The organism is Bacillus sp. 05T22 (assembly GCF_056396765.1).
Window position 1 is genome coordinate 20186 of the sequence record NZ_JBFTMC010000013.1, and the last position, 26762, is coordinate 46947.

The window sequence follows — 26762 nt, forward strand, 5'->3', positions numbered from 1 at the left end:
TAATGAGACTATTATTCTCATTATAACAAACTTCAAATTCCTATGTCGATATATTGGGAAAAAGAAAAACCAAGTAACTAGAGGATGACTTCCCCCCTATGTTACTTGGTGTACAGCAATTGTAACTAATTTCATTCTCATAAAAAAACTAGCATGAATGATTAATTTCATGCTAGTCGGTTTTTTAAAAAGTAGTATCTTCTTTTTTATAATATTTCTTTGAAATTTCCTTATAAAACGCAGCAAATGTCGTGTAAAAATATGGAGCTAACCATAGAAAACCAATTCCTAAATAAAGATGCTATGCTTTCTCTGATACATACTGATAAAAATGAGCAGTCGTTGTACTAATATATGGACAGAGCCAAAGCAACCCAAACCCGAAAGGAATCATCGCTAATATTCCCCAACCAATGAAACTAAGCCATAAAAGGAATAAATCCATTTTATGTCCTTTCATTATTTTTTTACTTTCTTTCATCACTTGTAAAACACCATATTCCGGATTGTCTATCATAACATAATAAGTCATCGTATATGAAAAGTACGCAATAATAATGACAATAAATGAAACAAGTAATAAAACAAAAAATGCGATTGCTGACCCTTCCCCAGCACCCCCTGTCTCATCTCCTAACAAACCAACAATAATCATTAGCACGAAGGGAATCCATATTCCAGAATATAAAAAGATTAAAAGCATCGCCTTTGCAGCATTCATCATTCTTCTAAAACCACGAAAACCTTCAAATAAAGCATCTATTGTAGCACCTTTTCTCCTGCTAATATTTAAAAACACATTCGTGTAACCATACGCTGTAATACCATATGTTCCAAGATTCATAACCATTATAAGCCCATACAAAATAACGAAAGTAACAATAAAACCGATTGTCGCCGTTTCCACTTCAAATAAATCGATAGAACTACCAAGTGACATAAATAAAAGAACAAAAGGAATAATGACAATAAGAGTTGCAACTGTTGATATAATATAACTTAAAATAACATATAAGAGTGTTGAACCTACGCCAAGCCCCCATTTTCCCCTTAATGATTGTAAAGCTTCTCGTTTCATTTCACTAATCACTTTCTCATCTCCTTTTCTAATCAAACTTGTAAAGCTTTTTCCTAGATAGAATCAGAATAATTATACCATTTTTGGAAATATTTTTTCGTTATATAATTATACAACGAATCAACAATGTCTAAAAAAAGAAAGTGTTGTTACCCATAAGTTATAAAACAAAAAAATCCGTAAAGGAATGAACCTTTACGGATTTTCTTATTTCATATCGGAAACGTTCAAACGGTTTACTGCACGCTGCAGCGCCAGTTCTGCACGCTTGAAGTCAACATGTACTTGTTTATCTTGCATACGTTGCTCAGCACGGCGCTTCGATTCGTTTGCACGATGAATATCGATATGGTTTGCTTCTTCAGCAGATGGTGCTAATACTGTTACTTTATCTGGACGAACTTCGATAAAGCCACCGCTTACTGCTATATAATCAGTGTGACCGCCATTCTTCAAACGAATCGCACTAATTTTCAGCGGTGCAACAGTTGGAATGTGACCTGGTAAGATCCCCATTTCCCCGCTCTCTGCTTTTACACTTACCATTTCTACTTCTTTTTCGTAAACCGGTCCATCAGGAGTTACAATACTGACTGGAAATGTCTTCATAATTCGTCCCTCCTAAGGCCTTACGCCATCATTTTCTTCGCGTTTTCAATAACTTCTTCGATACTACCAACAAGACGGAATGCATCTTCTGGAAGGTCATCATATTTTCCTTCTAGAATTTCTTTGAAACCACGAACTGTTTCTTTTACAGGTACGTAAGAACCTTTTTGACCTGTAAATTGCTCTGCTACGTGGAAGTTCTGTGATAAGAAGAACTGAATGCGACGGGCACGTTGTACAACTAACTTATCTTCTTCAGAGATCTCATCCATACCTAAGATAGCGATGATATCTTGAAGCTCTTTATAACGTTGAAGAGTTTGCTGTACTTTACGAGCTACTTCATAATGCTCTTCTCCTACGATTTCTGGAGAAAGTGCACGAGATGTAGATGCTAATGGATCTACCGCTGGGTAAATACCCATTTGTGTTAAACGACGCTCTAAGTTTGTTGTTGCATCTAAGTGAGCGAACGTTGTAGCTGGTGCTGGGTCAGTATAGTCATCGGCTGGTACATATACCGCTTGGATAGACGTGATAGACCCTTTATTTGTAGATGTAATACGCTCTTGTAATTGACCCATTTCTGTTGCAAGTGTTGGCTGGTAACCTACCGCAGATGGCATACGACCAAGAAGGGCAGATACTTCAGAACCCGCTTGCGTGAAACGGAAGATGTTATCGATGAACAATAGTACGTCTTGTCCTTGCTCATCACGGAAATGTTCAGCCATTGTTAAACCTGTTAATGCAACACGTTGACGTGCACCAGGTGGCTCGTTCATTTGTCCGAATACCATCGCAGTTTTCTTGATTACGCCAGAATCACTCATTTCATGGTATAAGTCGTTACCTTCACGAGTACGCTCACCTACACCAGCGAATACAGAGATACCACCGTGCTCTTGTGCGATGTTGTTAATTAATTCCTGAATTAATACTGTTTTACCTACACCGGCACCACCAAATAGACCGATTTTACCACCTTTAATGTATGGTGCAAGTAAGTCTACTACTTTAATACCAGTTTCAAGAATTTCTACTTTCGTAGATAACTCTTCGAATGCAGGTGCTTGACGGTGAATTGGATCACGGCGTACATCCGCTGCAACTTCACCATCTAAGTCAATTGCATCACCTAATACGTTAAATACACGACCAAGTGTTGCATCACCAACCGGAACAGAGATTGGTTTACCAGTATCTTCTACTTCTGTACCACGAACAAGTCCGTCTGTGGAAGACATCGCAACTGTACGAACTGTATCATCACCTAAGTGAAGCGCAACTTCTAAAGTTAAGTTAACTGCGTCTTGTTTAATTCTAAGGGCATTGTAGATTTCAGGTAGCTTTCCGCCGTCAAACTTAACGTCTACAACCGGACCCATGATTTGCGTAACGCGCCCTTTATTCATCGGGTTCCCTCCTAGCTTTCTTTAAATTAGCCAACTTTCTATGAGAGTCGGCTTTCATTTTTTATTAGTGTAGCTTGAGCGACTCTTCCGAAAGAGCCGCTTCCGCCTTTTATTACTCTAGCTGCAGCGGCTAGAAGGATCGGTGGCTTCGCTTTTTCCTGCGAGGCACAAAACGCCTCTACGTCAAAAGCTCCATCCCCCTCTCATTCTGAACAAACCGCTTCCGCCTTTTATTACTATTCTAACGCTGCTGCGCCACCAACGATTTCCGTAATTTCTTGCGTAATCGCTGCTTGACGAGCACGGTTGAATGAAAGTGTAAGTGAATCGATAACTTCCATTGCGTTGTCTGTAGCACTTTTCATTGCTGTCATACGCGCTGCGTGTTCACTTGCTTTACCGTCTAGTAATGCACCGTATACTAAGCTTTCTGCGTATTGTGGCAATAACACTTTTAAGATATCTTCTTCAGAAGGTTCGAATTCATAAGCTGTCGTCGGTTTGTCAGACGTCACTTCCGTAAGCGGTAAAATTTTATTTTCCGTTACTTCTTGTGAAATTTTACTTACAAAATGATTGTAGTAAATGTACAGTTCATCATAAGCACCATCTGCGAACATCGCGATTGCTCGAGAAGCAAGGTCTTTAACATCTGTAAATGATGGGTGGTCAGATAATCCAACTACTTCATCAATAATGTTAAAGCCGCGACGTTTTAAATAATCACGTCCTAGTCGTCCAAGCACAATAATTGAATATTGGTTTGAATCCATATTATGACGTTCACGTATTACGTTACTTACTGTACGTAATACGTTACTGTTATAACCACCTGCTAGTCCGCGATCAGATGTAATAACGATGTATCCTGTACGTTTTACAGGACGCGCTGTTAGCATTGGATGATTGATCCCTTTGCTACCTTGCGCAATACTCGCTACTACTTCTTGAATCTTTTCCATATACGGAACGAAAGATTTAGCATTTTGCTCTGCACGACTTAACTTCGATGCAGATACCATCTCCATCGCTTTCGTAATTTGACTCGTTTTCTTAGTCGAGTTAATTTTCGCTTTTATATCGCGTAAAGATGCCACAGGTTTTCACCACCTTTTTTCCGGAAGTTGGCACGATTAGTAAGAATCTTTTTCGTTCATCTTTCTAATCTACGTTGCAAGATATTCTTGCTCATGATTGAAGGAAAAGAATAGGTGCACCTACTCTTTTCCTCTACATAACCGTCAGCAATTCCTGTAAGAGTTGCCTGTTTATATAATCTAGTTTCAGCGGCAGAAGCCGCTTCCGCTTTTTATTATTCAGAAGCTACGAATACTTTTTTGAATCCGTTGATTGCCGCTGCAAATTTGTCGTCATCCGCAAGTTTCTTTGTTGTGCGAATTTCGCTTAATAATTCAGCTGCATTTGAATCTAACCAAGCATGGAATTCTTCTTCAAAACGAGTGATATCTGCTACTGGGATATCATCTAGGAATCCACGTGTTAGAGCGTAAAGAATGATAACTTGCTTCTCTACTCGTAACGGTTTGTGTAATCCTTGTTTTAATACTTCAACTGTGCGAGCACCACGGTTTAATTTCGCTTGTGTTGCTTTATCAAGGTCAGAACCGAACTGAGCGAACGCTTCTAACTCACGATAAGATGCAAGGTCAAGACGAAGTGTACCTGATACTTTACTCATCGCTTTAATCTGAGCAGATCCACCAACACGAGATACTGAAGTACCTGCATCGATTGCTGGACGTACGCCAGAGAAGAATAAATCAGATTGTAAGAAGATTTGTCCATCTGTGATAGAGATTACGTTTGTTGGGATGTAAGCTGATACGTCCCCTGCTTGTGTTTCGATGAAAGGTAGAGCTGTTAAAGAACCGCCGCCTTTTGCATCGCTTAATTTTGCTGCACGTTCTAGTAAACGAGAATGTAAGTAGAATACATCCCCTGGATATGCTTCACGACCTGGAGGACGACGTAATAGTAATGACAGCTCACGGTAAGCAGCTGCTTGTTTTGATAAGTCATCATATACTACTAATACGTGTTTTCCGTTGTACATGAACTCTTCACCCATTGTTACACCAGCGTAAGCAGCTAAGTATAATAATGGAGCTGGTTGAGAAGCTGATGCTGTTACAACGATTGTGTATTCTAATGCACCATGCTTACGTAGTGTTTCTACTACGTTACGTACTGTAGATTCTTTTTGTCCAATTGCAACGTAGATACAAATCATATCTTCATCTTTTTGATTCAAGATTGTATCAAGTGCAACTGCTGTTTTACCAGTTTGGCGGTCACCAATGATTAACTCACGTTGACCACGGCCAATTGGTACAAGCGCATCGATCGCTTTAATACCTGTTTGAAGTGGTTCATGAACAGATTTACGATCCATTACACCTGGTGCTGGACTTTCGATTGGACGAGTGTTTGTTGTATTAATTGGGCCTAAACCATCTACTGGTTGACCTAATGGGTTTACAACACGACCGATTAGTTCTTTCCCTACTGGTACTTGCATGATGCGGCCAGTACGACGAACTTCGTCACCTTCACGGATTTCTGTGTAAGGTCCTAAAATAATGATACCTACGTTGTTTTCCTCTAAGTTTTGTGCTAGCCCCATAACGCCGTTAGAGAACTCTACAAGTTCACCAGCCATAACGCTATCAAGACCATGAGCACGTGCGATACCATCACCAACTTGGATAACTGTACCAACATCACTAACTTCGATTTCAGACTGATAGTTCTCGATTTGTTGCTTTATCAGTGCGCTAATTTCTTCAGCTCTGATGCTCATGTGCTTCACCCCTATCTATTCTTCATAAGTTCACGCTGAATACGTGCTAACTTTCCTTGTAAACTGCCATCATAAATGCGATTTCCAATGCGTACTTTAATGCCGCCTAGTAAATCTTCATCTACAACATTTTTAATACGAATTGCATCTTTTCCTGTTCTCTTTGCAAATGACTCTGCAATGCTAAGCTTTTCATCTTCTGATAGAGGACGAACTGAATATACAGTCGCATCAGCAACGTTGCGTTCTTCATTAGCAAGAACAACATATTCATTTGCAATTTCAGGTAGAATTTCAATACGTTTGTTATCAACTAAAATATATAGCGTATTTAAAATTGATTCAGAAACAGAAGCAAACACGTTAGAAAGAAACGTTTTTTTCTGTTCCTTTGAAATGTTTGGTTGTGTTAAAAAGCTATGTAGTTCTCCGTTCTTTACAAAAACGTTTTGTACAAGGCGTAATTCCTCTTCAAACATTTCTAATACGTGTTTTTCTTTTGCAATTTGAAAAAGAGCGACAGCATAACGTTTTGCTACAATCTCATTGCTCATCGCGCTTCTCCTACTTCTTTAATATACTCGCGAATTAACTTCACTTGGTCTTCTTCTTTTAATTCTTTCTCAATTACTTTAGAAGCAATTTGAACAGATAAAGAAGCAACTTGTTCTTGCAGAGCAGCAATCGCATGCTCTTTTTCGCGTTGAATTTCTTGTACAGCAGATGCTTTAATAGATTCTGCTTCTTCTTTTGCAGCAGCAACAATAACATCTTTTTGATCTTCTGCTTGCTTTTTCGCTCTTTCGATTAACTCTTGTGCTTCAACACGTGATTGTTTTAACATTTCACGTTGTTCTTCCACTAATTTTTTCGCCTCTACGTTGTTCTTTTCTGCAGCGTCGATTTCACTAGCAACATGCTCTTCACGTTCCTTCATAATTCCCATCAAAGGACCCCAAGCAAATTTACGTAGCATGATTAATAAAATTAGGAAAACTAACAATGTATAAGCAATCGTTCCAAATGGAATGGCAGCTCCTAAAATTAAAGTTGGCACAAGGATTCACTCCCTTCGTGATATCTAAATTTACTATATGAAAAAAAAAGACAACCATTTCGTTCATAAAGCAATGGCGAAGAAAGTCCAAAAACACTCTTCGCCATCTATGTAAGGGGAGTCTCCCTTATTTGTTCATTACGATGAATGCAATAACTACACCGATGATTGGAAGTGCCTCAACTAATGCAACCCCGATGAACATAATTGTTTGAAGTGCGCCTTTTAATTCTGGTTGACGAGCAACACCTTCGATTGTACGTGATACGATAAGACCGTTACCAATACCTGCACCTAATGCTGATAAACCAATTGCAATTGCAGCTGCGATTACACCTAAACTCATTTAATTTGTCCTCCTTTGTATTATAAAAAAATAGATTTTTTTACTTACTTATTAAAGTATATTAATGGTCATGACTTACTTTATGAGCCATATAAACCATCGTTAACATTGTAAAGATAAATGCTTGGATTGAACCAACGAACACACTGAATCCCATCCATGCTAACATTGGTACAATAGCACCGAATGCTCCAAGTACTGTACTTCCGCCTAATTTAGCAAGTAATCCTAATAAAATCTCACCTGCATAAATGTTACCGAATAAACGAAGACCTAACGTTAATGTGTTCGCAAATTCCTCAATAACCTTTAAAGGAAACAAGAATTTCATAGGTTGGAAAAACCCTTTTAAGTATTCTTTCGTACCCTTCATTTTAATTCCATAATAATGGGTGAGGGTAACTACCATCACGGCTAATGTTAATGTAACTGCTGGGTCAGACGTTGGTGATCTCCACCATGCAATGTGTTCGCCAGCCTCAGTTGTTGAGTACATGAATGGTAGACCGAGCATGTTTGATACGAAAATAAACATCATAAGTGTCACGCCCAATGTTAAGAAGCGTCCACCTGTTTTCCAGTCCATCGTACTGTTAATAATCCCTTTCGCAAAGTCTAACACCCATTCAAGGAAGTTTTGCATTCCTGTCGGACGAAGAGCTAAGCTGCGAGTCCCGATAACAGCGATTAAGAAAACAATAACTGCTGCCACAGTAACCATCATGACTGAGGATAAATCGAACGTTAAACCTAGAAATTCAACTAATTTACCGTGTTCCACTAGTAATTCACCTCTCTTCCCTGCTCTTATACTCTAAATAAAGATAATCTATGATCATGACAAGATATCCTGTCAGCAATCCCACACCTAAGCTCCACATCGCAATTAAATGCTGATATTTCGCTGCAAATAAAATTAATAACCCAATCGTAGCAAATCTCGAATATGTACTTACAGCCGTTGCTTTAAATTTCACGTTTTCTCCATTTGTAACGCGATCTAATAGCTTGTCTGTTCTACGTGCAATGATGCGCAAACTAAGAAAACTGAAAATCGTTCCGATAATCAGCCCAAGAAATACATCCTTGTAAGAGGTAAATCCCCATCCTAGCACAAGAAGCGCAAGCAAGTAGTACATATATTTCTTTTGTCTTTGGACAAGTCCATGTACGTCTATCATCATTGCTCTCCCGAATAGTAATGTCGAATGAGTCGAATCATTGCGTAAATCCCTGTTCCTAATCCAAGCAATAAGCCTACAATAAGAAACAACGGAAACGTTCCAACCTTACTATCAATCCATTGCCCACCAAAGATTCCAACAAGAATCGAACCAACTAACTGAGCAAGAATACCTGACATTAAAGCATAAGCTTTTACCGGGTTGCGATCGTTTTTTTGCAAGGATTCATCCCTCCAATATGTAACCCTCATTCACGATGTGTTAATAATAACTCATTTTCTTGCATAAATTCTATACAAAATAAAAAGTTTACTTTTTCGTCACGGAATAGATGCAAATTTGTCACTGAAAGCCCTACCATCCATCCCCGTAGTTAGCATACAATAGGGTATTAGCACTGTCAACGAGAAATCGTAAAAAATCAAAAAATTTGAGTATTAGTAATTTCTTGCCAAAAATGAAAACGTTCCCCTTCTAAATACTGGTCAAAGATATCTGATTCCTTCAAGTTTTCTCCTTATAATAGAAGAAAAAGTTCACAAGTTTGTCACGATTATATTTTTACGATATAACGTTTTTCTTCTATAATATAGGACTTATTAGACGTTTGACTTCTATATTATATGTGAAAAATATGCAAGTTATGTTGCATATACAAAAAATACCACACTCCTCCCCTACCCTCAATATTTACACAAAAAAGACGAGTGGGGAATTCCCTCTCGTCTGTTGTCTTACTTCGTTCCAAATAAACGGTCACCAGCATCGCCAAGACCTGGAACAACATAACCATGGTCATTTAATTTCTCATCTAATGCCGCTACATAAATATCAACATCAGGATGTTCTTCTTGTACTACTTTTACTCCTTCTGGTGCAGCTACGATACACATTAATTTAATTTGCTTCGCACCGCGTTTTTTCAGAGAGTTAATTGCTTCAGCTGCCGAACCACCTGTTGCTAGCATCGGATCAAGTACGATAAAGTCACGTTCTTCTACATCCGTTGGAAGTTTCACATAGTATTCTACCGGTTGCAATGTTTTCGGGTCACGGTATAAACCAACGTGTCCTACTTTTGCTGCTGGAATTAATTTTAGAATTCCATCTACCATCCCTAAACCTGCACGTAAAATCGGAATTAGACCAAGCTTTTTACCAGCGATCACTTTTGTTTTCGCTTTGCTTACAGGTGTTTCAATTTCGATTTCTTCAAGTGGAAGATCGCGTGTAATTTCAAATGCCATTAAGCTTGCTACTTCATCCACTAATTCACGAAATTCTTTTGTGCCTGTATTTTTATCGCGAATATATGTAATCTTATGTTGAATTAACGGGTGATCAAATACATACAGTTTTCCCATGTGAATCTCTCCTTCAGATGATATTCATGCGTGCGTACACGCCGTTTTACACTATTTACGATTGTAAAGAAAACGCTACTAATATTCAAGGGCAAATTTGGAAAAGTTTCAATTTCATTATGAACCCACCTAATACCTTTACCAATTATGGAAGTCATATCCTTCATTATATATCCAAAATTTATTCATGATTTGTATACATACTTAAGAAGTGATATGTGCCCTTATAAACCACTGTTATTATTTTTTATAAAAAAAGCAGCCATTTTTTACTTAGGCTGCTTTCTCTCTAGTTTTTAAAATATAAAATTATAACTTTTCTACGTGAGAACCAACAAAGAATTGTACATTTGTTGTTCCACCAGAAACATTTTCTCCGGCTGATTTCAACATAATAATTTGATAAGACTGTCCACCATCATCCATTATATGAACAACAGACCAAGAACCAATATTTTCAGTGTTTCCTTTTTCAATAGAAATAATTCTTCCTTTAAAATATTAAATAAACAATATTCTAAAAAACTATATATTAAAAAATACTTTTAGAAATAAAAAGACTGCTGAAACAATATATGCTTCAGCAGTCTTCATCTAATTTATTATAGATCTGTATACATTGGGAACTTATCTGTTAATGCTTCTACACGCTTACGTGCTTCTTCTAATGCAACTTCATCCTCATGATTTTTTAACGTATGAGCAATAATTGCTGCAATTTCATCCATTTCTTCTAATCCGAAGCCACGAGATGTTACCGCCGCTGTACCAATACGTACGCCGCTTGTTACAAATGGGCTTGCTGTTTCAAATGGGATTGTGTTCTTGTTTACAGTAATACCAACTTCATCTAATACATGCTCTGCAACTTTACCTGTAATATCTAGGTTGCGAACATCGATTAAGATAAGATGGTTGTCTGTTCCACCAGAAACAAGTGTAAGTCCTTCTTTTTGAAGACCTTCTGCTAAGCGCTGTGCATTATTAATGATATTTTGTGCATATGTTTTAAAGTCTTCTTGAAGTGCCTCACCAAATGCAACAGCTTTTGCAGCAATTACGTGCATTAGTGGTCCACCTTGAATACCAGGGAAGATTGATTTATCAATTTGCTTTGCAAATTTTTCTTCACATAAAATCATACCGCCACGTGGGCCACGTAATGTTTTATGTGTTGTTGTTGTAACGAAATGTGCATGTGGTACTGGGTTTGGATGTAAACCTGCTGCAACTAAACCTGCGATATGTGCCATATCCACCATTAAGTATGCACCAACTTCGTCTGCGATTTCACGGAATCTCTTGAAATCGATAACACGAGGGTACGCACTTGCACCTGCAACGATTAATTTTGGCTTATGTTCTTTTGCTTTCGCTAACACATCATCATAATTGATGCGGTGTGATTCAGCATCAACGCCATATTCTACGAAATTATATTGTACCCCACTGAAGTTAACAGGGCTTCCGTGTGTTAAGTGACCACCGTGGGATAAATTCATACCAAGTACTGTATCGCCTTGCTCTAAAATCGTGAAGTATACAGCCATGTTCGCTTGTGCACCAGAGTGTGGTTGAACGTTCACATGCTCTGCGCCAAAGATTTCTTTTGCGCGATCACGTGCAATATCCTCTGCTACGTCTACATGCTCACAACCGCCATAGTAACGTTTACCAGGATATCCTTCTGCATACTTGTTTGTTAAAACAGAACCTTGTGCTTCCATTACAGCTTCACTTACGAAGTTTTCTGAAGCAATTAATTCAATTTTTGAACGTTGTCTTCCTAGTTCTGCTTCAATTGCAGCAAATACCTTTTCATCTTGACGTTTTAAATGATCCACCAAAATCCCCCTTTTCTGAACGAATTACACTGATTCCCGATAGTTTTTTCTTATTTGTTGAGAAAAAACGAAAATTCAAGTTGTAATTCTTTAGAACCTTCATGTTTTCAACTACATTCTAACATGACTTTCTATATCATAAAAGAAAAAAAGACCGCGTTCGGTCTTTTCTTTTATGATATAGAAAGTCAGACTACATACCTCTTTACATGTTATATAAAGGATACAGTATTTCTGTTTCTTCTTTATTTTTAGCTACAAGTAACTGTTTCTTCTACTGCCGCATATACAGCACGTGCCCCACCAATAAGTTTCGCACGTGTTTTAGCCATCGTTACGTGTGCACTTCCAATCTCTTTTACACGTGTACGAATTGGAACCGCAACATGTTTTAGATGCATACCAATAAATGTATCACCGATATCCATGCCCGCATCTGCTTTTATAAATTCCACGACTACAGGATCCTTTAGATTGTGATAGGCATATGTTGCTAATGCACCACCAGCTGATCTAACAGGCGTAACAGTTACAATTTCAAATTGATACTTCATTGCTACTTCTCTCTCTACTACTAAAGCACGATTTAAATGCTCACAACATTGGAATGCCAACTCTATACCAGTTTGCTCTTGAAATTGTTTTAGCTCAAAAAAAATCGCTTCCGCCACTTCCATCGTTCCTGATGTCCCAATTCTCTCTCCGAGCACCTCGCTCGTGCTACAGCCCACTACAAAAATTTGCCCGCTTTGTAAAGAAGCTTGCTCTTGAAAATCAGAAAGCGATATTTGTAGCTGCTCTTTCATTTTTACTATTTCCGTCATGACGCCTCTTCCTTTCACAGATTGGTTCAACAAATTATAGTATGTCCTAATAGAAGATTACTTCGCTTCGTATGTTTTAATTTTCCCTACGCGATTTTCGTGACGTCCGCCTTCATAATCAGTTGTTAGCCAAATTTTTGCGATATCACGCGCTAAACCAGCACCAATTACCCGCTCACCCATCGCTAACATATTCGTATCATTATGTTCTCTTGTTGCTCTTGCACTAAATGTATCATGTACTAACGCACAGCGAATACCGTGTACTTTATTTGCTGCAATTGACATACCAATGCCTGTTCCACAAATTAAAATACCACGGTCTACTTCACCATTTGCAACCATTTCTGCCGCTGGAAATGCAAAATCAGGATAATCAACAGAACCTGCTTCACATTCACATCCTAAATCAACATATTCAATATTCAATTCTTCTAATAAACTTACGATTTCTTTGCGGATATTCATTCCACCGTGATCAGATGCTACTACTACTTTCATTTTGACCCCTCCAAAATTTTAGTGAAACTTCTATCAAGTAGGATTACTTATCCCCACTGATGAATGATTGCAAAAGTTTGATACTCACTTGCTCATTCCAAGCAAGATCATCTCCAATATCGTATTATACACGAAACATTAACCCTCTGAATATTTTTCCAATAAAGTTTGTACAAGTTTTTCCATCTCTACTAATGTTGATTGATAAATGGAAAGAGAACCGCCAAACGGGTCTGAAATATCTTTACTTGTACCCTCTACAAATTCATAGAATGTATGCACTTTCTCCCTAGCACTCGGGTGATATCCAACCACAAGTTGTTTATGGCTTTCCGTCATCGTGAGTACCATATCAGCCCACTCAAGTAATCCATCCGTTATTTGCTGCGAAGCATGCTCTACTTTAATCCCCTTTTCTGCTAATGCATCTTTTGCATGTAAAGATGCATCACTTCCAAAACTGGCAAAAACACCCGCAGACTTCGCCTCAAATTTCCCTTCTCCATAGTGACGAAGCAACGCTTCTGCCATTGGGCTACGACATGTATTTCCAGTGCAAACAAACAACACTCGCTTCATCCAAATCCACTCCTTATGGTGAATGTCTTACATTCATCATAACGTACATTACAATGGAACAAAAGAAATGTGAACATACAAAAGGCGCATTTCCCTTTTATTTTTTCTAAGAGAAATACGCCTTATCCACATATATGTAAAACCCTAGTCCCAAGTACCTTCAATATAACATCATACATCACTAAAACATCCCACGAAAAAAACTTACGACTAAATAAAATAAGGAATCCATTTCATATAAAATGGATTCCTTACAAAAAATCATTATTTCATTGTAACTTTCATTACTTCTGTTGAACCTTTTGTAGCTGAAACACCTACAGTTGTATTAATAGATTCAGCTGCATCTGTATTTGTAATAACAATTGGAGTAATTGTACTTTTTGCTTTTTCGCGAATTAATTCTAAATCGAAAGAAATTAATTTATCGCCAGCTTTCACAGCTTGTCCTTCAGATACGTGAGCTTCGAAACCTTCGCCTCCCATTTTTACAGTTTCTAAACCAATGTGGATTAAAATTTCTGTACCGTTTTTCGCTTTAATTCCAACAGCGTGTTTTGTATGGAATAATTGTACGATTTCACCGTCTACTGGTGATACAACTACACCTTCAGTTGGAACGATTGCAACACCGTTACCCATCATACGACCAGCGAATACTGGATCTGGTACTTCTTCAATATTTTTCACTTCTCCAGTTAATGGAGCTAAGATTGTTTCTGCATTTGTTTTTGAGCCAAGGCCAAATAATTTTTTAAACATAGGATATCCTCCTCATAATTAGGGTGAAAATGTATAGGGCAATCCCTAGTAATAACTAATCTACATGTAAGACTTCATACTTCAAATATTATATTGTAAAAACGCTTTCGAAAAGAATTACGTTATTACCAATAGACCCTTATTGTATCGCTTTGCAAAATTCCAGTCAATTCAGATTGTCTGAATAACAATAATGAGAATTAACTTCTTACTTGTATTTTCTCTTTTTTTCTCCCACTCGTCTAAAGGTCTTTACTACATATTTATTTTTTATTATTGATTTGTAAAATTTTCTTCAAATTTCACAAGAAAGTTACTTGACTAAAGTAAGTAACTCATTTATTATAACTTACATAAGGTAAGTAAATAACTTTTTGGGGGTTTTATAAATGATGAACATCGGTCTTCTTCTTATTCGTCTTATTATCGGAATTACATTCATGGGTCACGGTACTCAAAAATTATTTGGCTGGTTTGGTGGTCACGGCCTGAAAGGAACAGGCGGCTGGATGGAATCAATCGGCTTACGCCCTGGCGTATTCATGGCATTTATGGCTGGCGCAACTGAGCTATTAGGTGGTTTCTTATTCGCTGCAGGTATCTTCACTTGGGTTGGCTCATTATTTATCGTTGGTACAATGCTAGTTGCAATCTTTACTGTACACGGAAAAAATGGCTACTGGGTAACACAAAACGGGTTTGAATATAACATGATCTTAATCGCTATTGCAGTTGGTGTTGCATTAACTGGACCTGGCGCTTACGTTTTACTTTAATCAGTTATCTCAATTCCAAGATATATAAGTGCAAATTGAAAAAAACTTTTTTAGGTGGGAGAGAGCATCCGGCCATGCATAGCAGCGGTCAGATCTTTTTCCTGCCCCATGCCAGGTGAAAACAAAGCGAGAAAATGAGTGCAGATCATCTTTTATTCTTCATAGCCGCGACTTATATGTTGAAAAATCAAAATGTATTTATATATTTATTAGTGATAGGAGTAGATTCCAAGCTGGAATCTACTCCTATTCTTTTTTCTCATTTACAAAAAGCGTCAAAAAAATATTTTTTTAGCAGGAGTTTCTCTCCATTATCTTGTAAACAAACAAGGAAGTATTCATATAGAGGAAGGGAGATTACAAATATGCTTTCAATCAATCCAAATGAACAAACAGAAAAAGATAATTACAAATTATTAACAGGGAGTATCATTCCGCGCCCTGTAGCATTTGTAACTTCTGTAACAAAAGATGGTGTTTTAAACGGGGCTCCATATAGCTATTTTAATATCGTTGCTGCTAATCCGCCGCTCATTTCTGTTTCCGTACAACGTAAAGGAGGAGAAAGAAAAGATACTTCTCGAAACGCCATTGAAAAAGGTGAATTTGTTGTACATATTTCCGATGAATCCTATGTGGAGGCCATCAATGAAACTGCCGCAAACCTTCCTCCAAATCAAAGTGAAATTGAATTAGCGAAACTAACCCCGATCGAAAGTGATGTCATCTCCGTACCAGGCGTAAAAGAAGCGAATATTCGAATGGAGTGCATATTAGAACGTGCCATTCCACTAGGTGGAACAGAAGACTCTCCAGCATGTGACCTACTAATCGGCCGCGTTGTCCGGTTCCACGTCGCAGAACATTTATATGAAAACGGACGAATTCATGCAGAAGAACTAAAACCAGTAAGCCGATTAGCAGGGCACAACTACGCGAAATTAGGCGAACAATTTGAGCTTGTAAGGCCTATTTAAAAGCGGAGCCGACTGTTCAGGCCCGGTGGCTAAGGTGCTTCCCACAGAAGGTGCTTTTTACCTTCTTGTGGGGAAGGTTCTTAGACTCTAGGGCCTAGGAGGCAGAGCTAGATACAACTAAAAGCGGAAGCGGCTCGTTCATTCCACAACAAAAAATCCCCCGCCATTATAAGCGGGGGATTTTTTATATTTCCTCACGCTTTTCTTCTAGCGTAGGCGCCTTTTCCTTCTTCGTCTTTCCAAGTTTCACAACAAAGAAATATAAAGAGAGCAATGTAATAAGAAAAACGATAAAAAATGGATACGGTGAATAAAACATACGAGCCGCCTCTGTTTTTCCCTCAATAAATTTTAAAGAACTTATATCTAAAAACTCAGCAAACATTTGTACACCGAGCATACTAAACCAAAATACGAAAAAGCTAATAATAATACCAAAAATTTGTTTTACTCTTGTCACTTGTACCATCCCTTCTATGTATAAGAGTTAGAGTTGTTTTTAGTACGACAAGCAATGATAGAAACAGTAAGGTTGTACAGGAAAGAGTCTTCCGTTACCATTCTCGAATTAACTTCAGCCAGTCAAGTACCGCTATTTGTAAAATAATTCTCCAAACAATAAGCCGGCGTAACCATCTTAGAAAAAACATTAAAAACCGAATATATCATTTCTCCAGCCTTCCATTTCCTTACATGATAACAAGATTATATCGAAAAGAGCAGGCTGAGTCCAAACCCGACAAGAATGATACCACCGAGTACTTCACCATATGTACCGAGCATATGCTTTGCATGTCTTCCAATAAGTAAACCACCCCACGCTAATATCATACTGACTAATCCAAACAGCAATATTGTTACAACCATTTGTGCTCCGTAAATCCCGAGGCTGAGCCCAACTGAAAAGCTATCTATACTTACACTAAATGCAAATACCAATAAGCTAATTCCTACCGGAGCAGACCTAGTTTCTTCGCTTTCTAAGATGGAAGAGTACACAATATAAAATCCTAATCCAATTAACAGAATAGCCCCAGCAACAGTCGCAATATGCCCAAATTTCTCTGATAAAAAACGACCTAGTATCATACCGAGAAACGGCATAACAATATGAAATAGTCCTATTGTCATACCGATATAAATGATTTGTCGCATTCTGAGCGTTACCATACCCATGCCGAGGCTTACAGAAAATGCATCCATCCCTAAGGCAAATGCCATTATAATCAAAGGTACTAGTTGTTCAACCGTCATCCATGTCCCTCCTCGGACTTGCTACTTCACAATATGCTCATCCGAGGAGAAATAGAATCTACGAAATTTTTCTATATAAAATGAAACTTTAATCAGTGGGGGTTTTCTTCATCCCCGACTGATTATTAGCCCCACTAATCGGGCTTTTACAGGATACATCCATTTCAATTATCCAACATTCACATTAGGGCCATGAAAACAAAAGGTAACCCACACTCGTTTTCTCCTTCTGGTTTCACTCGGCATGGGGCCAAAAAAATCACTGACCGCTTCTATGCATGAACGGATCCTCTCTTCCAACTTAAAAAATGGAATACCTCGTTTTTCAATTTGTATTTACACAAACTAAAACCTTCACCGCCTACTCCCATTTTCATTATCCAACACTCACATTAGGGCCATGAAAACAAAAGGTAACCCACACTCGTTCTCTCCTTCTGGTTTCACTCGGCATGGGGCCAAAAAAGTCACTGACCGCTTCTATGCATGAGCGGATCCTCTCTTCCACCCTAAAAAATAGGCTTTAATTTTTCAACTCGCCTACTCTTCAATAATAATATGATGCCCTGCCGCTTTCGTTAAACGGTTCATGATCGCATTTCCAATTCCTTCATTCGGAAATGATTCGCTAAAAATCACATCTACTTTGCTGGCATCAAATGTTCTCAGTACATCGTATAATTTAGTTGCAACGCTTGCTAAATCACTTCGCACTCCGCAAGACAATACAACATCCGCTTTATATTCATGTTGATATTCTTCTGTCGTTAATACACCTACCGTATACCCTTCGTCTTTCTTCTGATCTACAAGCTGTTGAATAAAATCACGAGACCCTTCAACAATACTAAGTGGTGCTTTCGGTGCATAATGTGTATATTTCATCCCTGGTGCCTTCGGTTTTTCTTTCTCATCTTTTAGCGCAGGATCTAACGAAACAGTTCCGATCACTTCTTCCAGCTGTTCCTTCGTAATCCCACCTGGACGTAAAATCGTCGGTACTTCACTTGTACAATCAATTACCGTTGATTCAACCCCAACGCCAGTCGCACCACCATCAACAATACCAGCAATCTTTCCATTTAAATCTTCATATACGTGAGATGCTAGTGTTGGACTCGGACGCCCAGAACGATTGGCACTGGGTGCTGCAACAGGTACATTCGCCTCTTCAATAAGAGCTAGCGCCACTGGATGATCCGGCATTCTAACTCCAACTGTATCTAAACCAGCCGTAACCTTTTCAGAAATCCCCTCTTTTTTCGGTAAAATAATTGTTAATGGTCCCGGCCAAAAGTGCTTCATTAAGACTTCTGCAACCTCTGGTATTTCTCTAACAATTCCTTTTAACTGCGATTTAGAACCAATATGGACAATCAGCGGATTATCACTCGGTCTGCCTTTCGCTTCAAAAATTTTCGCAATTGCTTCATCATTCATCGCATTTGCTCCTAGCCCGTATACCGTCTCTGTCGGAAAAGCAATCGCTTCATTTTCCCTTAGTAATTTTGCTGCTTTTTGTAATTGTGGATAATCTTTTTTTATTTCCACAACATTATCCACAGTCCACATATTTGTATGCATTTTTTCCCACGTCCTTTTTTCCCATGAAATACTTGTTATATTTAGTTTACTATGAGATTTATCCAAAAGACAAATAAGGTTTATCCACAAAATGTGGATAAACCCGATTAATCAGTGGATAACTTTGTGAATAGCTGACAATTTAGTATTATTACATTCTGCTGTTTTATATTTTCACAAAAATGTTCTAACTGCTGAATACCCTCTGGAACTTTATGTTTTTCCACAGTTATAAAGTTGAAAAACTGAAAGACCGTCACAGATTGTGGATGATTTGTGAGTAAATATACTTGCCCGATACTTTTCTCTTTCATATACTGCAAAAACATTTCAAAAAAATATAAGAAAGTCTTGTTATCCACAATGGGTGTGAACAAACAAGAACGAATGAGTGCATTTTCTCCTTTTTGTTCATAACCAATTACAGCTTGTATCTCTCCGTCATCTTCCAATATCATAAATTGCTCGTATAACTCATTTATTTTATCATCTTTTTTATTAGCTTGTCCGAAAAAAGAATGTAATCTCTCAACATCAGCGCTTGTAGCAAAATAAGTCTTTTTCACAACAAATCCCCCCTCATTTCTATATATGAGGAAGGATTCCAAAATAGTACTTATTTAGAAAATAACGATGTGAATGCTTCTACAATAAATAATTTCACTTTCGGTTTTTCCTCTTGCTCTTCTGTTTCTACTGTTTCAATTGTTTGTTTTTGTTTCTTCTCCAGAGGTTTTTCTATTTTTTCCACAAGTTGTTTTTCTTCCTGTTTTACGCTTTTTTCTTGTGCAATCTTTTCATTTGTTTCTTTCACAGTAGTTTGTACTTTTGAAACAACCTCTTTTTTCGATGTTTCTTGTCCCTTTTTTTGTTTCAACAGAACATCTTGATTTTGTTTTTCCGATACCTCTTCTTTTTCTTCCTGTATTTTTACTGGCTGTTCTTCCCCATCCATTGATTCTGCTTTTACAACATGCTCTTCTTTTTTTACAGCCGATCCACTAGAGAAATCTAGAAAACACATTGGCGGGAATAACACACACCACCAATTTGCCCCTTCACCTTTTCCAATTGAAATGAGTACTGCTTCATATTCCCCTGCTGGATAAATAAAATTCCCATATACTTTTGTAGGAAATTTAATGTTTTTGCCAAATGTAACTTGAAATGATTCTTTACTTCCTTCGCGTTTTAACGTATTAGCAACCGTTTTTTCAATTTCTGGGATGTGACTCTGAATAACGCGACGTGCGTGTTCAAACGATTTCAAATCTGCTACCCAACCATCAATTTGCGTCTTTACTTCATCGCGCACTTTACGTTTTAGCGCCTGATCTTCCTTCGAATCGCTATTTGCTAAAATACGTAATCGAACAGCTTCTTTCGGAATAACAGTTTTTCCCTTCGCATCAACTTTCATATATCCAAACTGCACAAGTAACTGTGCACCAATTAATAATAAAAGAAAATAGGCAATCGCTTGTTTTTTCATCTCCTACACCGTCCCTTCTGTAAACAGTGTAGACACTCTTACCTCTTTCTAAACTATTAAATTCTAAATCTATAGAAAAACCTTCGAGTGTATGTAAATACAAATTGAAAAAAACGATTTAAAACCTTTCTTTTTGGATGGAAGAGAGCATCTAGCCATGCATAGATGCGGTCAGGGTCTTTTTTCGCCCCATGCTACGTGAAAACAGAAGGAGAAAACGGCAGGTCACCTTTTATTTTTCATAGTCGCGACTTATATGTTGAAAAGGCAAAATGGATTTATATAGAAAAATGGAGTAAGGTTCTATCCTTACTCCATTTCCGCAAATACCATACGATCTTTTCCGTTAATATCAAATACAACTTCTACATGGGCATGCGGAAATGTCTGCTGCAATAACCTTTTAACATCTTCACCTTGCCCTATGCCTACTTCAAAAGCAACAATTGCTTTTCTTTGCAAGACGTTTGGCAACTCTTCCATAAAACGGCGATAAAAATCAAGCCCATCTTCCCCGCCAACAAGCGCACGCTTCGGTTCATGCTCTTTCACAACCGGAGAAAGACCTCTCCAGTCTTCTTCTGGAATATATGGGGGATTTGAAACAACAACATCTAATTTTTGCCCCGTTTCATAAAACGGTGATAATAAATCACCATGATAGAACGTTACATTTGCACCTAATGCTTTTGCATTTTCTTTCGCAACTTCAATAGATTCCTGTGCGATATCTACTGTATACATATGAAGATTTTGATTTTCTAAAGCGAGCGTAATTGAAATTGCTCCACTTCCCGTACCAATATCAGCTATATGCAGTTCCTGCTTACCAAACATACGCTGGATTCTATCTAATACACCTACTATAAGCTCTTCTGTTTCTGGTCTTGGTATTAATACTTCTTCATTTACGAAAAACGAACGACCATAAAACATTTCATATCCCATCATATATTGAATAGGAATCCCACCTACATGTTTGTGGATAAAGCTCGTAAACGTCTTCTGTTGTTCCTCAGACACTTCTTCACGCATGTTCATCATTAAGCCTGTTCGATTCGTCTTTAATACATGACAAAGGACAATTTCTCCCGCATTTTCATCTCGCCCATTTTCTTGTAAAAAAGAAGAAGCCCATTTCAGGGCTTCATAGACACGCATTACTCAGCTGCCTCCATCTTTTGCGCCTGATCTTCCATCACTAAGGCATTGATGAAATCATCTAACTTACCTTGTAAGATTTGATCTAGCTTCTGAATCGTTAAACCGATTCGATGGTCTGTAACACGGTTTTGCGGGAAGTTATACGTACGAATACGCTCTGAACGGTCTCCCGTACCAACAGCTTGTTTACGGTTTTGATCGTACTCAGCTTGCGCTTCTTGTCTAAATTTATCATAAACACGTGCACGTAATACTTTCATTGCTTTTTCTTTGTTCTTAATTTGCGACTTTTCATCCTGACAAGATACAACTACACCAGTCGGTAAATGCGTTAAACGTACCGCTGACATCGTTGTATTAACACTTTGTCCACCAGGACCACTAGAAGCAAATGTATCAACACGAACATCTTTTTCATGAATATCGATTTCTACTTCTTCTGCTTCCGGTAATACAGCTACAGTTGCTGTAGAAGTATGGATACGTCCTCCAGATTCTGTTTCCGGAACACGTTGCACACGGTGTGCACCATTTTCAAACTTCAACTTTGCGAAAGCGCCTTTACCGTTGATCATAAAGATAATCTCTTTATATCCACCTAACTCTGTATAACTCGCTTCGATAATTTCAGTTTTCCAACCTTGTACCTCAGCATAACGGCTATACATACGGTATAAATCACCAGCAAATAAAGCAGCCTCATCGCCACCAGCAGCACCACGAACCTCCACAATAACGTTTTTATCATCATTCGGGTCCTTTGGAACAAGTAAAATTTTCAGACGCTCTGATAATCCCTTCTCTTGTCCCTCTAACTCAGAAACTTCTTCCTTTACCATTTCACGCATGTCAGCATCTAACTTTTCTTCTAACATTGCCTTCGCATCTCTTAATTGCTCACGAACATCTTTATACTCACGGTACACCTCTACCTTTTCTTGAATATCAGATTGTTCCTTTGAATATTCACGAAGTTTATTCGAATCACTAATAATCTCTGGATCACTTAACAGCTCGTTTAACTTCTCATAACGATCTTCTACAGCTTGCAAACGATCTAACACATCATTCACCTCAACATCCTAGTCTTTAATACAAATAGTATATGGTACTTAATCAAAAAAACGCAAATTATTATTTTAAAAGTGCAGGCAGTCCGCCCCACTCTTCATCTATTTTCGAAAAAAACCCGCCCTATTGTAGCGAGTTTTACTTATTTTTGTTTTGTAGGTACTGCATGACAATGACGACAACGCGGCTCATATGACTCCGAAGCCCCGACTAAAATAATTGGATCATCGAATGCAGCTGGCTCTCCATCAATTAAACGTTGTGTACGGCTTGCTGGAGATCCGCATACAGAACAAACTGCTTGCAATTTTGTTACATGTTCAGCAATTGCCATCAACTGAGGAACTTGTCCAAATGGTAGACCACGGAAATCTTGGTCTAAACCGGCTACAATGACACGATAGCCACGATTTGCCAATATTTGCACCACTTCCACAATGTCCCCATCAAAGAATTGCACCTCATCAATTGCAATAACGTCCATTTCTTCTGTTATATGATTAAATATATCTTTTGAAGCTGAAACAGGAACTGCTTTTACCTTTAATCCATTATGTGATACAACATCTTCTTCACTATAACGGTTATCAATACATGGTTTAAATACAATTGCATGTTGCTTTGCAAATTGTGTACGGCGCACGCGGCGGATGAGCTCTTCTGATTTTCCAGAAAACATACTTCCGCAAATCACTTCAATCCAACCGTTTTGATTTATTAAGTACATGGAGCTCTCCTTTCATCTACTTTTTTATCCAAAGTAGGGTAAAGGTTTAATATTTTCGCAAAAAAAACAGACAAGCGAATAGATACACTTGCCTGTTTTATGTTTTTTATTACTTAATACCGTATTTCTTGTTGAAGCGGTCAACACGTCCGTCTGCAGTAGCAAACTTCTGACGTCCAGTGTAGAATGGGTGAGAATCAGAACTGATCTCAACTTTTAGTAATGGATAAGTGTTTCCATCTTCCCACTCAACCGTTTCGCTAGATCCTTTAGTAGATCCGCTTAAGAATTTGAAGCCTGTGTTTGTGTCCATGAATACAACTTTCTTGTAATCCGGATGAATTCCTGCTTTCATTCTTTTCATCTCCTTCCGCCCTGAATCATTTTCGAAACAGAGTTTTTCATCTTTAGCTGCGAATACAACTATAATGATGAAACACATATGATGAAATTATAACAAGGCTAACTTCATTTTGCAACTACCTGTTTTTGTCTTTTATAAATTAAAAGTGGAAGCGGCTCATTCCGAATGGGTGGAGGATGGAGCTTCTGACGTAGAGGCGCCTTTTGCCTCGTAGGAAGACGCGAAGCCACCGACCATTCTTGCCGCTGGAACTGGATATACCTAAAAGCGGAGACGGCTCATTCAACTCTAACCAGCTAAACTTCTCCACAAAAAGACATGAAAAAACTCGCTTAGCATAAAAATAAGCGAGTCATCACCGTTTCCCTTTACTTCGTTGTTACATATCTTTTGGAATCTGCAACAATGTTTTGTAAAAATTCTTCATTTGTTTTCATTTGACGCATCTTACGTAAGAAACTTTCAACAAAGTCTGGTGTATCACGCATTGTTTTACGAATGCCCCATAGCTTGTCTAAATGTTCTTTCGGAATTAATAGATCTTCTTTACGCGTACCAGAACGGCGAATATCAATCGCTGGGAAGATACGACGCTCAGCTAACGAGCGATCCAAATGAAGTTCCATATTACCTGTTCCTTTAAACTCTTCGTAAATAACATCATCCATACGAGACCCTGTATCCACAAGTGCTGTTGCTAAAATCGTTAAGCTACCGCCCTCTTCAATGTTACGAGCTGCCCCGAAAAATCGTTTTGGTCTATGGAACGCAGCTGGGTCAATACCACCCGATAATGTACGTCCACTTGGTGGAATAACAAGGTTGTAAGCACGTGCTAAACGGGTAATGCTATCCATTAAAATGATAACGTCTTTTTTATGTTCTACAAGACGCATCGCACGTTCTAATACAAGCTCAGCCACCTTAATGTGGTTTTCCGGTACTTCATCGAACGTAGAACTTACAACATCACCTTTAACAGAACGTTCAATATCCGTTACTTCCTCTGGACGTTCGTCAATTAAAAGTACGATTAATTCTGCTTCTGGATGATTTGTTGTGACACTATGAGCAATTTCTTTTAATAGTATCGTTTTACCAGCCTTTGGAGGCGCGACAATTAAACCACGTTGTCCAAATCCAACTGGTGCAATTAAATCCATGATGCGTGTTGATAGTTTCTTCGGCTCCGTCTCCAATTTCATTTGACGATTTGGATATAACGGTGTTAATGCAGGGAAATGCACACGCTCTTTTGCTGATTCTGGATCATCACCATTTACTGCTTCTACTTGTAGCAATCCAAAATAGCGTTCGTTTTCTTTCGGCGGGCGTACTTTACCAGAAACCTTATCTCCATTACGCAAATCAAAACGACGAATTTGCGAAGCTGAAATATAAATATCTTCTGAGCTTGGAGAATAGTTGATTGGACGTAGGAACCCAAATCCTTCTGATTGAATAATTTCGAGTACACCTTCCATGAAGAAGAAACCTTCTTTTTCTGCACGAGCCTTTAATATAGCAAAAATTAACTCTTTCTTTGTTAATTTGCTGTAATACGAAATCTTAAATTCTTTCGCATGCTCATATAACTCTTTTAATTTCATGTTTTCTAATGCTGCAATTGACAAATTCATTCAGACACCACACTTTGACATTATTCTCTTTTCACATGGGTAAAGGGAAAATATACGGAAGGCAAATACATAATAATGAAAGGCAATAAGTTCAAGTAGGGTAATATTCACTATTGTAACCCTTTTATCCAGTTTTAATCAATACGTTGTAACACAAATACAAGAAGCGAAGACAAGAAAATTTGTCTCCGCTTTTTATATTGCTTCTGTTTTCTCTTTATTTAATTACTAAATTTGGTTTTTTATTTAAGCTATGGCGTCCGTCAACGAAACGAACTGTTCCGGATTTTGCACGCATAACAAGGGATTCTGTTGTACCAACACTGCCTTTAAATTGAACACCACGTAGTAATTCACCATCTGTTACGCCTGTTGCTGCAAAGATTGCGTCGTCACCTTTCACTAAGTCTTCCATACGAAGGATACGATTTATATCTTCAATGCCCATTTTTTTACAACGAGCTAATTCTGCTTCATTTTGAGGAAGAAGCTTCCCGTGAATTTCCCCGCCCAAACATTTTAATGCAACTGCTGCAAGAACGCCTTCAGGTGCACCACCAGAACCGAATAAAATATCAACACCTGTACGATCAAATGCTGTATTAATTGCTCCAGCTACATCGCCATCATTAATCAATTTAATACGAGCGCCAGCTTTGCGAATTTCTTCAATAATCGCTTGGTGACGCGGACGGTTTAGAACTGTTGCTACAACATCTTCAATATCTTTATTTTTCGCTTTTGCAACAGCGCGTAAGTTATCAATAATAGGTGCGTCAATATCAACTGCACCAACTGCTTCTGGTCCAACTGCAATTTTATCCATGTACATGTCAGGAGCATGTAACAAATTACCGTGATCCGCAATCGCAATAACAGCAAGTGCATTCCAGCCTCCAGCTGCTACGATATTTGTTCCTTCTAACGGATCAACTGCAACATCGACGCGCGGTCCGTATCCTGTACCTAATTTTTCCCCGATGTATAGCATTGGCGCTTCATCCATTTCCCCTTCACCAATTACAACTGTACCTTTCATCGGAATTGTATCGAACACATCGCGCATTGCTGATGTTGCTGCACCGTCTGCTTCATCTTTTTTTCCGCGTCCCATCCAACGCGCTGATGATAATGCTGCAGCCTCTGTTACACGTACTAACTCCATAGATAAACTTCTTTCCACAATAATCCCTCTCCTTTAAGTCTTAATATTTATGCCGTATTTTGTGAACCGGTTCCTTCTATAAAGTGTAGCTTCCGTCAGCAGTAATTCTTCTTCCCCCATTAACGGAAGCACCACCACTTCATCTTCATTTTGCAATAATCAGC

Annotated in this window: 31 protein-coding genes; 2 read left to right on the forward strand and 29 right to left on the reverse strand. The window is 38.3% G+C overall.

The features are described from left to right. Positions 1 to 301: 301 nt before the first annotated feature. The 18 genes from AC1DIT_RS06910 to AC1DIT_RS06995 form a co-directional block, all read right to left on the reverse strand. Positions 302 to 1090, reverse strand: coding sequence for a DUF975 family protein (locus AC1DIT_RS06910; protein ID WP_016132459.1), 789 nt, complete (start codon positions 1088 to 1090; stop codon positions 302 to 304). A gap of 195 nt (positions 1091 to 1285) precedes the next feature. Further along, entirely contained in the window at positions 1286 to 1687 is a 402-nt protein-coding gene (gene atpC, locus AC1DIT_RS06915) for a F0F1 ATP synthase subunit epsilon (RefSeq protein ID WP_016112678.1), read from the reverse strand. 20 nt (positions 1688 to 1707) lie between these two features. Then, positions 1708 to 3102 carry a F0F1 ATP synthase subunit beta gene (atpD, locus tag AC1DIT_RS06920; protein ID WP_016112679.1) on the reverse strand — a complete coding sequence of 465 codons (1395 nt, stop codon included), beginning with the start codon at positions 3100 to 3102 and terminating at the stop codon, positions 1708 to 1710. 236 nt (positions 3103 to 3338) lie between these two features. Then, entirely contained in the window at positions 3339 to 4199 is an 861-nt protein-coding gene (gene atpG / locus AC1DIT_RS06925) for a F0F1 ATP synthase subunit gamma (RefSeq protein ID WP_003202288.1), read from the reverse strand. A gap of 215 nt (positions 4200 to 4414) precedes the next feature. Further along, positions 4415 to 5923, reverse strand: a complete 1509-nt coding sequence (gene atpA / locus AC1DIT_RS06930; RefSeq protein ID WP_016112680.1) for a F0F1 ATP synthase subunit alpha — start codon at positions 5921 to 5923, stop codon at positions 4415 to 4417. An 11-nt stretch (positions 5924 to 5934) separates the two neighbouring features. Further along, entirely contained in the window at positions 5935 to 6477 is a 543-nt protein-coding gene (locus AC1DIT_RS06935; RefSeq protein WP_016112681.1) for a F0F1 ATP synthase subunit delta, read from the reverse strand. After that, positions 6474 to 6980, reverse strand: coding sequence for a F0F1 ATP synthase subunit B (atpF, locus tag AC1DIT_RS06940; RefSeq protein WP_016112682.1), 507 nt, complete (start codon positions 6978 to 6980; stop codon positions 6474 to 6476). The genes AC1DIT_RS06935 and atpF overlap by 4 nt, the downstream gene beginning before the upstream one ends. 127 nt (positions 6981 to 7107) lie before the next feature. Next, positions 7108 to 7326, reverse strand: coding sequence for a F0F1 ATP synthase subunit C (gene atpE, locus AC1DIT_RS06945; protein ID WP_000052064.1), 219 nt, complete (start codon positions 7324 to 7326; stop codon positions 7108 to 7110). Positions 7327 to 7387: 61 nt separating this feature from the next. Further along, positions 7388 to 8107 carry a F0F1 ATP synthase subunit A gene (gene atpB, locus AC1DIT_RS06950; RefSeq protein WP_016112683.1) on the reverse strand — a complete coding sequence of 240 codons (720 nt, stop codon included), beginning with the start codon at positions 8105 to 8107 and terminating at the stop codon, positions 7388 to 7390. A 7-nt stretch (positions 8108 to 8114) separates the two neighbouring features. Further along, on the reverse strand, positions 8115 to 8507 hold the full coding sequence (locus AC1DIT_RS06955; RefSeq protein WP_016112684.1) for an ATP synthase subunit I: 393 nt from the start codon (positions 8505 to 8507) through the stop codon (positions 8115 to 8117). Beyond that, complete coding sequence (locus AC1DIT_RS06960; RefSeq protein ID WP_016112685.1) at positions 8507 to 8731, reverse strand: AtpZ/AtpI family protein; 225 nt, start codon at positions 8729 to 8731, stop codon at positions 8507 to 8509. The genes AC1DIT_RS06955 and AC1DIT_RS06960 overlap by 1 nt, the downstream gene beginning before the upstream one ends. 26 nt (positions 8732 to 8757) lie before the next feature. Continuing rightward, positions 8758 to 8871 (reverse strand): DUF4024 domain-containing protein, encoded by a 114-nt coding sequence (locus tag AC1DIT_RS06965; RefSeq protein ID WP_003202277.1) that lies wholly within the window; start codon positions 8869 to 8871, stop codon positions 8758 to 8760. 373 nt (positions 8872 to 9244) lie between these two features. Further along, positions 9245 to 9874, reverse strand: coding sequence for a uracil phosphoribosyltransferase (gene upp, locus AC1DIT_RS06970; protein ID WP_003202275.1), 630 nt, complete (start codon positions 9872 to 9874; stop codon positions 9245 to 9247). A gap of 602 nt (positions 9875 to 10476) precedes the next feature. Beyond that, a complete protein-coding gene (glyA, locus tag AC1DIT_RS06975; RefSeq protein ID WP_016112686.1) occupies positions 10477 to 11718 on the reverse strand; it encodes a serine hydroxymethyltransferase in 1242 nt (413 codons plus the stop codon). A gap of 251 nt (positions 11719 to 11969) precedes the next feature. Next, the gene (locus tag AC1DIT_RS06980; RefSeq protein ID WP_016112687.1) at positions 11970 to 12542 is read right to left on the reverse strand and encodes a TIGR01440 family protein; all 573 of its coding nucleotides are present in this window, start codon (positions 12540 to 12542) and stop codon (positions 11970 to 11972) included. Between the two features lie 57 nt (positions 12543 to 12599). After that, positions 12600 to 13043 (reverse strand): ribose 5-phosphate isomerase B, encoded by a 444-nt coding sequence (gene rpiB / locus AC1DIT_RS06985; protein WP_003202270.1) that lies wholly within the window; start codon positions 13041 to 13043, stop codon positions 12600 to 12602. A 138-nt stretch (positions 13044 to 13181) separates the two neighbouring features. Beyond that, positions 13182 to 13622 (reverse strand): low molecular weight protein arginine phosphatase, encoded by a 441-nt coding sequence (locus tag AC1DIT_RS06990; protein ID WP_016112688.1) that lies wholly within the window; start codon positions 13620 to 13622, stop codon positions 13182 to 13184. 264 nt (positions 13623 to 13886) lie between these two features. Beyond that, positions 13887 to 14384 carry a PTS sugar transporter subunit IIA gene (locus AC1DIT_RS06995; protein ID WP_016112689.1) on the reverse strand — a complete coding sequence of 166 codons (498 nt, stop codon included), beginning with the start codon at positions 14382 to 14384 and terminating at the stop codon, positions 13887 to 13889. A gap of 389 nt (positions 14385 to 14773) precedes the next feature. Between AC1DIT_RS06995 and AC1DIT_RS07000 the strand changes: the two genes are divergently transcribed. Both AC1DIT_RS07000 and AC1DIT_RS07005 read left to right on the forward strand, forming a co-directional pair. Beyond that, complete coding sequence (locus tag AC1DIT_RS07000; RefSeq protein ID WP_016112690.1) at positions 14774 to 15160, forward strand: DoxX family protein; 387 nt, start codon at positions 14774 to 14776, stop codon at positions 15158 to 15160. A gap of 365 nt (positions 15161 to 15525) precedes the next feature. Then, positions 15526 to 16137: a flavin reductase family protein gene (locus AC1DIT_RS07005; protein ID WP_000949053.1), complete on the forward strand. Its 612-nt coding sequence runs from the start codon at positions 15526 to 15528 to the stop codon at positions 16135 to 16137. 184 nt (positions 16138 to 16321) lie between these two features. Here AC1DIT_RS07005 and AC1DIT_RS07010 read toward each other — a convergent pair whose 3' ends face one another. The 11 genes from AC1DIT_RS07010 to glpX form a co-directional block, all read right to left on the reverse strand. After that, a complete protein-coding gene (locus AC1DIT_RS07010; RefSeq protein WP_016112691.1) occupies positions 16322 to 16597 on the reverse strand; it encodes a DUF3935 domain-containing protein in 276 nt (91 codons plus the stop codon). A 245-nt stretch (positions 16598 to 16842) separates the two neighbouring features. After that, on the reverse strand, positions 16843 to 17391 hold the full coding sequence (locus AC1DIT_RS07015; RefSeq protein ID WP_016112692.1) for a manganese efflux pump MntP: 549 nt from the start codon (positions 17389 to 17391) through the stop codon (positions 16843 to 16845). A gap of 540 nt (positions 17392 to 17931) precedes the next feature. Then, on the reverse strand, positions 17932 to 18975 hold the full coding sequence (locus tag AC1DIT_RS07020) for an L-threonylcarbamoyladenylate synthase (protein WP_016112693.1): 1044 nt from the start codon (positions 18973 to 18975) through the stop codon (positions 17932 to 17934). A 107-nt stretch (positions 18976 to 19082) separates the two neighbouring features. After that, positions 19083 to 19541, reverse strand: coding sequence for a GNAT family N-acetyltransferase (locus AC1DIT_RS07025; RefSeq protein ID WP_016112694.1), 459 nt, complete (start codon positions 19539 to 19541; stop codon positions 19083 to 19085). 50 nt (positions 19542 to 19591) lie between these two features. After that, positions 19592 to 20467 (reverse strand): stage II sporulation protein R, encoded by an 876-nt coding sequence (gene spoIIR / locus AC1DIT_RS07030; RefSeq protein WP_016112695.1) that lies wholly within the window; start codon positions 20465 to 20467, stop codon positions 19592 to 19594. 309 nt (positions 20468 to 20776) lie between these two features. Then, positions 20777 to 21628 (reverse strand): peptide chain release factor N(5)-glutamine methyltransferase, encoded by an 852-nt coding sequence (prmC, locus tag AC1DIT_RS07035; protein WP_016112696.1) that lies wholly within the window; start codon positions 21626 to 21628, stop codon positions 20777 to 20779. Further along, positions 21628 to 22695 (reverse strand): peptide chain release factor 1, encoded by a 1068-nt coding sequence (gene prfA / locus AC1DIT_RS07040; protein ID WP_016112697.1) that lies wholly within the window; start codon positions 22693 to 22695, stop codon positions 21628 to 21630. Before prfA ends, prmC begins: the two co-directional genes overlap by 1 nt. Before the next feature lie 149 nt (positions 22696 to 22844). Further along, positions 22845 to 23429 (reverse strand): thymidine kinase, encoded by a 585-nt coding sequence (locus tag AC1DIT_RS07045; protein WP_016112698.1) that lies wholly within the window; start codon positions 23427 to 23429, stop codon positions 22845 to 22847. Positions 23430 to 23538: 109 nt separating this feature from the next. After that, positions 23539 to 23784 (reverse strand): type B 50S ribosomal protein L31, encoded by a 246-nt coding sequence (locus tag AC1DIT_RS07050; RefSeq protein ID WP_000643435.1) that lies wholly within the window; start codon positions 23782 to 23784, stop codon positions 23539 to 23541. 377 nt (positions 23785 to 24161) lie between these two features. Beyond that, entirely contained in the window at positions 24162 to 25433 is a 1272-nt protein-coding gene (gene rho, locus AC1DIT_RS07055) for a transcription termination factor Rho (protein ID WP_003202242.1), read from the reverse strand. A 217-nt stretch (positions 25434 to 25650) separates the two neighbouring features. Further along, positions 25651 to 26616 carry a class II fructose-bisphosphatase gene (glpX, locus tag AC1DIT_RS07060; protein ID WP_003209232.1) on the reverse strand — a complete coding sequence of 322 codons (966 nt, stop codon included), beginning with the start codon at positions 26614 to 26616 and terminating at the stop codon, positions 25651 to 25653. Positions 26617 to 26762 lie beyond the last annotated feature (146 nt).

What these genes read in the sequence shown, in the direction of transcription:
- atpC (WP_016112678.1), bottom strand. Translation starts at nt 1,687, where the DNA reads ATGAAGACATTTCCAGTCAGTATTGTAACTCCTGATGGACCGGTTTAC.
- atpD (WP_016112679.1), bottom strand. Translation starts at nt 3,102, where the DNA reads ATGAATAAAGGGCGCGTTACGCAAATCATGGGTCCGGTTGTAGACGTT.
- atpA (WP_016112680.1), bottom strand. Translation starts at nt 5,923, where the DNA reads ATGAGCATCAGAGCTGAAGAAATTAGCGCACTGATAAAGCAACAAATC.
- AC1DIT_RS06935 (WP_016112681.1), bottom strand. Translation starts at nt 6,477, where the DNA reads ATGAGCAATGAGATTGTAGCAAAACGTTATGCTGTCGCTCTTTTTCAA.
- atpE (WP_000052064.1), bottom strand. Translation starts at nt 7,326, where the DNA reads ATGAGTTTAGGTGTAATCGCAGCTGCAATTGCAATTGGTTTATCAGCA.
- AC1DIT_RS06955 (WP_016112684.1), bottom strand. Translation starts at nt 8,507, where the DNA reads ATGATAGACGTACATGGACTTGTCCAAAGACAAAAGAAATATATGTAC.
- AC1DIT_RS06965 (WP_003202277.1), bottom strand. Translation starts at nt 8,871, where the DNA reads ATGGTAGGGCTTTCAGTGACAAATTTGCATCTATTCCGTGACGAAAAA.
- upp (WP_003202275.1), bottom strand. Translation starts at nt 9,874, where the DNA reads ATGGGAAAACTGTATGTATTTGATCACCCGTTAATTCAACATAAGATT.
- AC1DIT_RS06980 (WP_016112687.1), bottom strand. Translation starts at nt 12,542, where the DNA reads ATGACGGAAATAGTAAAAATGAAAGAGCAGCTACAAATATCGCTTTCT.
- rpiB (WP_003202270.1), bottom strand. Translation starts at nt 13,043, where the DNA reads ATGAAAGTAGTAGTAGCATCTGATCACGGTGGAATGAATATCCGCAAA.
- AC1DIT_RS06990 (WP_016112688.1), bottom strand. Translation starts at nt 13,622, where the DNA reads ATGAAGCGAGTGTTGTTTGTTTGCACTGGAAATACATGTCGTAGCCCA.
- AC1DIT_RS06995 (WP_016112689.1), bottom strand. Translation starts at nt 14,384, where the DNA reads ATGTTTAAAAAATTATTTGGCCTTGGCTCAAAAACAAATGCAGAAACA.
- AC1DIT_RS07000 (WP_016112690.1), top strand. Translation starts at nt 14,774, where the DNA reads ATGATGAACATCGGTCTTCTTCTTATTCGTCTTATTATCGGAATTACA.
- AC1DIT_RS07005 (WP_000949053.1), top strand. Translation starts at nt 15,526, where the DNA reads ATGCTTTCAATCAATCCAAATGAACAAACAGAAAAAGATAATTACAAA.
- AC1DIT_RS07015 (WP_016112692.1), bottom strand. Translation starts at nt 17,391, where the DNA reads ATGACGGTTGAACAACTAGTACCTTTGATTATAATGGCATTTGCCTTA.
- AC1DIT_RS07020 (WP_016112693.1), bottom strand. Translation starts at nt 18,975, where the DNA reads ATGCATACAAATATGTGGACTGTGGATAATGTTGTGGAAATAAAAAAA.
- spoIIR (WP_016112695.1), bottom strand. Translation starts at nt 20,467, where the DNA reads ATGAAAAAACAAGCGATTGCCTATTTTCTTTTATTATTAATTGGTGCA.
- prmC (WP_016112696.1), bottom strand. Translation starts at nt 21,628, where the DNA reads ATGCGTGTCTATGAAGCCCTGAAATGGGCTTCTTCTTTTTTACAAGAA.
- AC1DIT_RS07045 (WP_016112698.1), bottom strand. Translation starts at nt 23,429, where the DNA reads ATGTACTTAATAAATCAAAACGGTTGGATTGAAGTGATTTGCGGAAGT.
- AC1DIT_RS07050 (WP_000643435.1), bottom strand. Translation starts at nt 23,784, where the DNA reads ATGAAAGCAGGAATTCATCCGGATTACAAGAAAGTTGTATTCATGGAC.
- rho (WP_003202242.1), bottom strand. Translation starts at nt 25,433, where the DNA reads ATGAATTTGTCAATTGCAGCATTAGAAAACATGAAATTAAAAGAGTTA.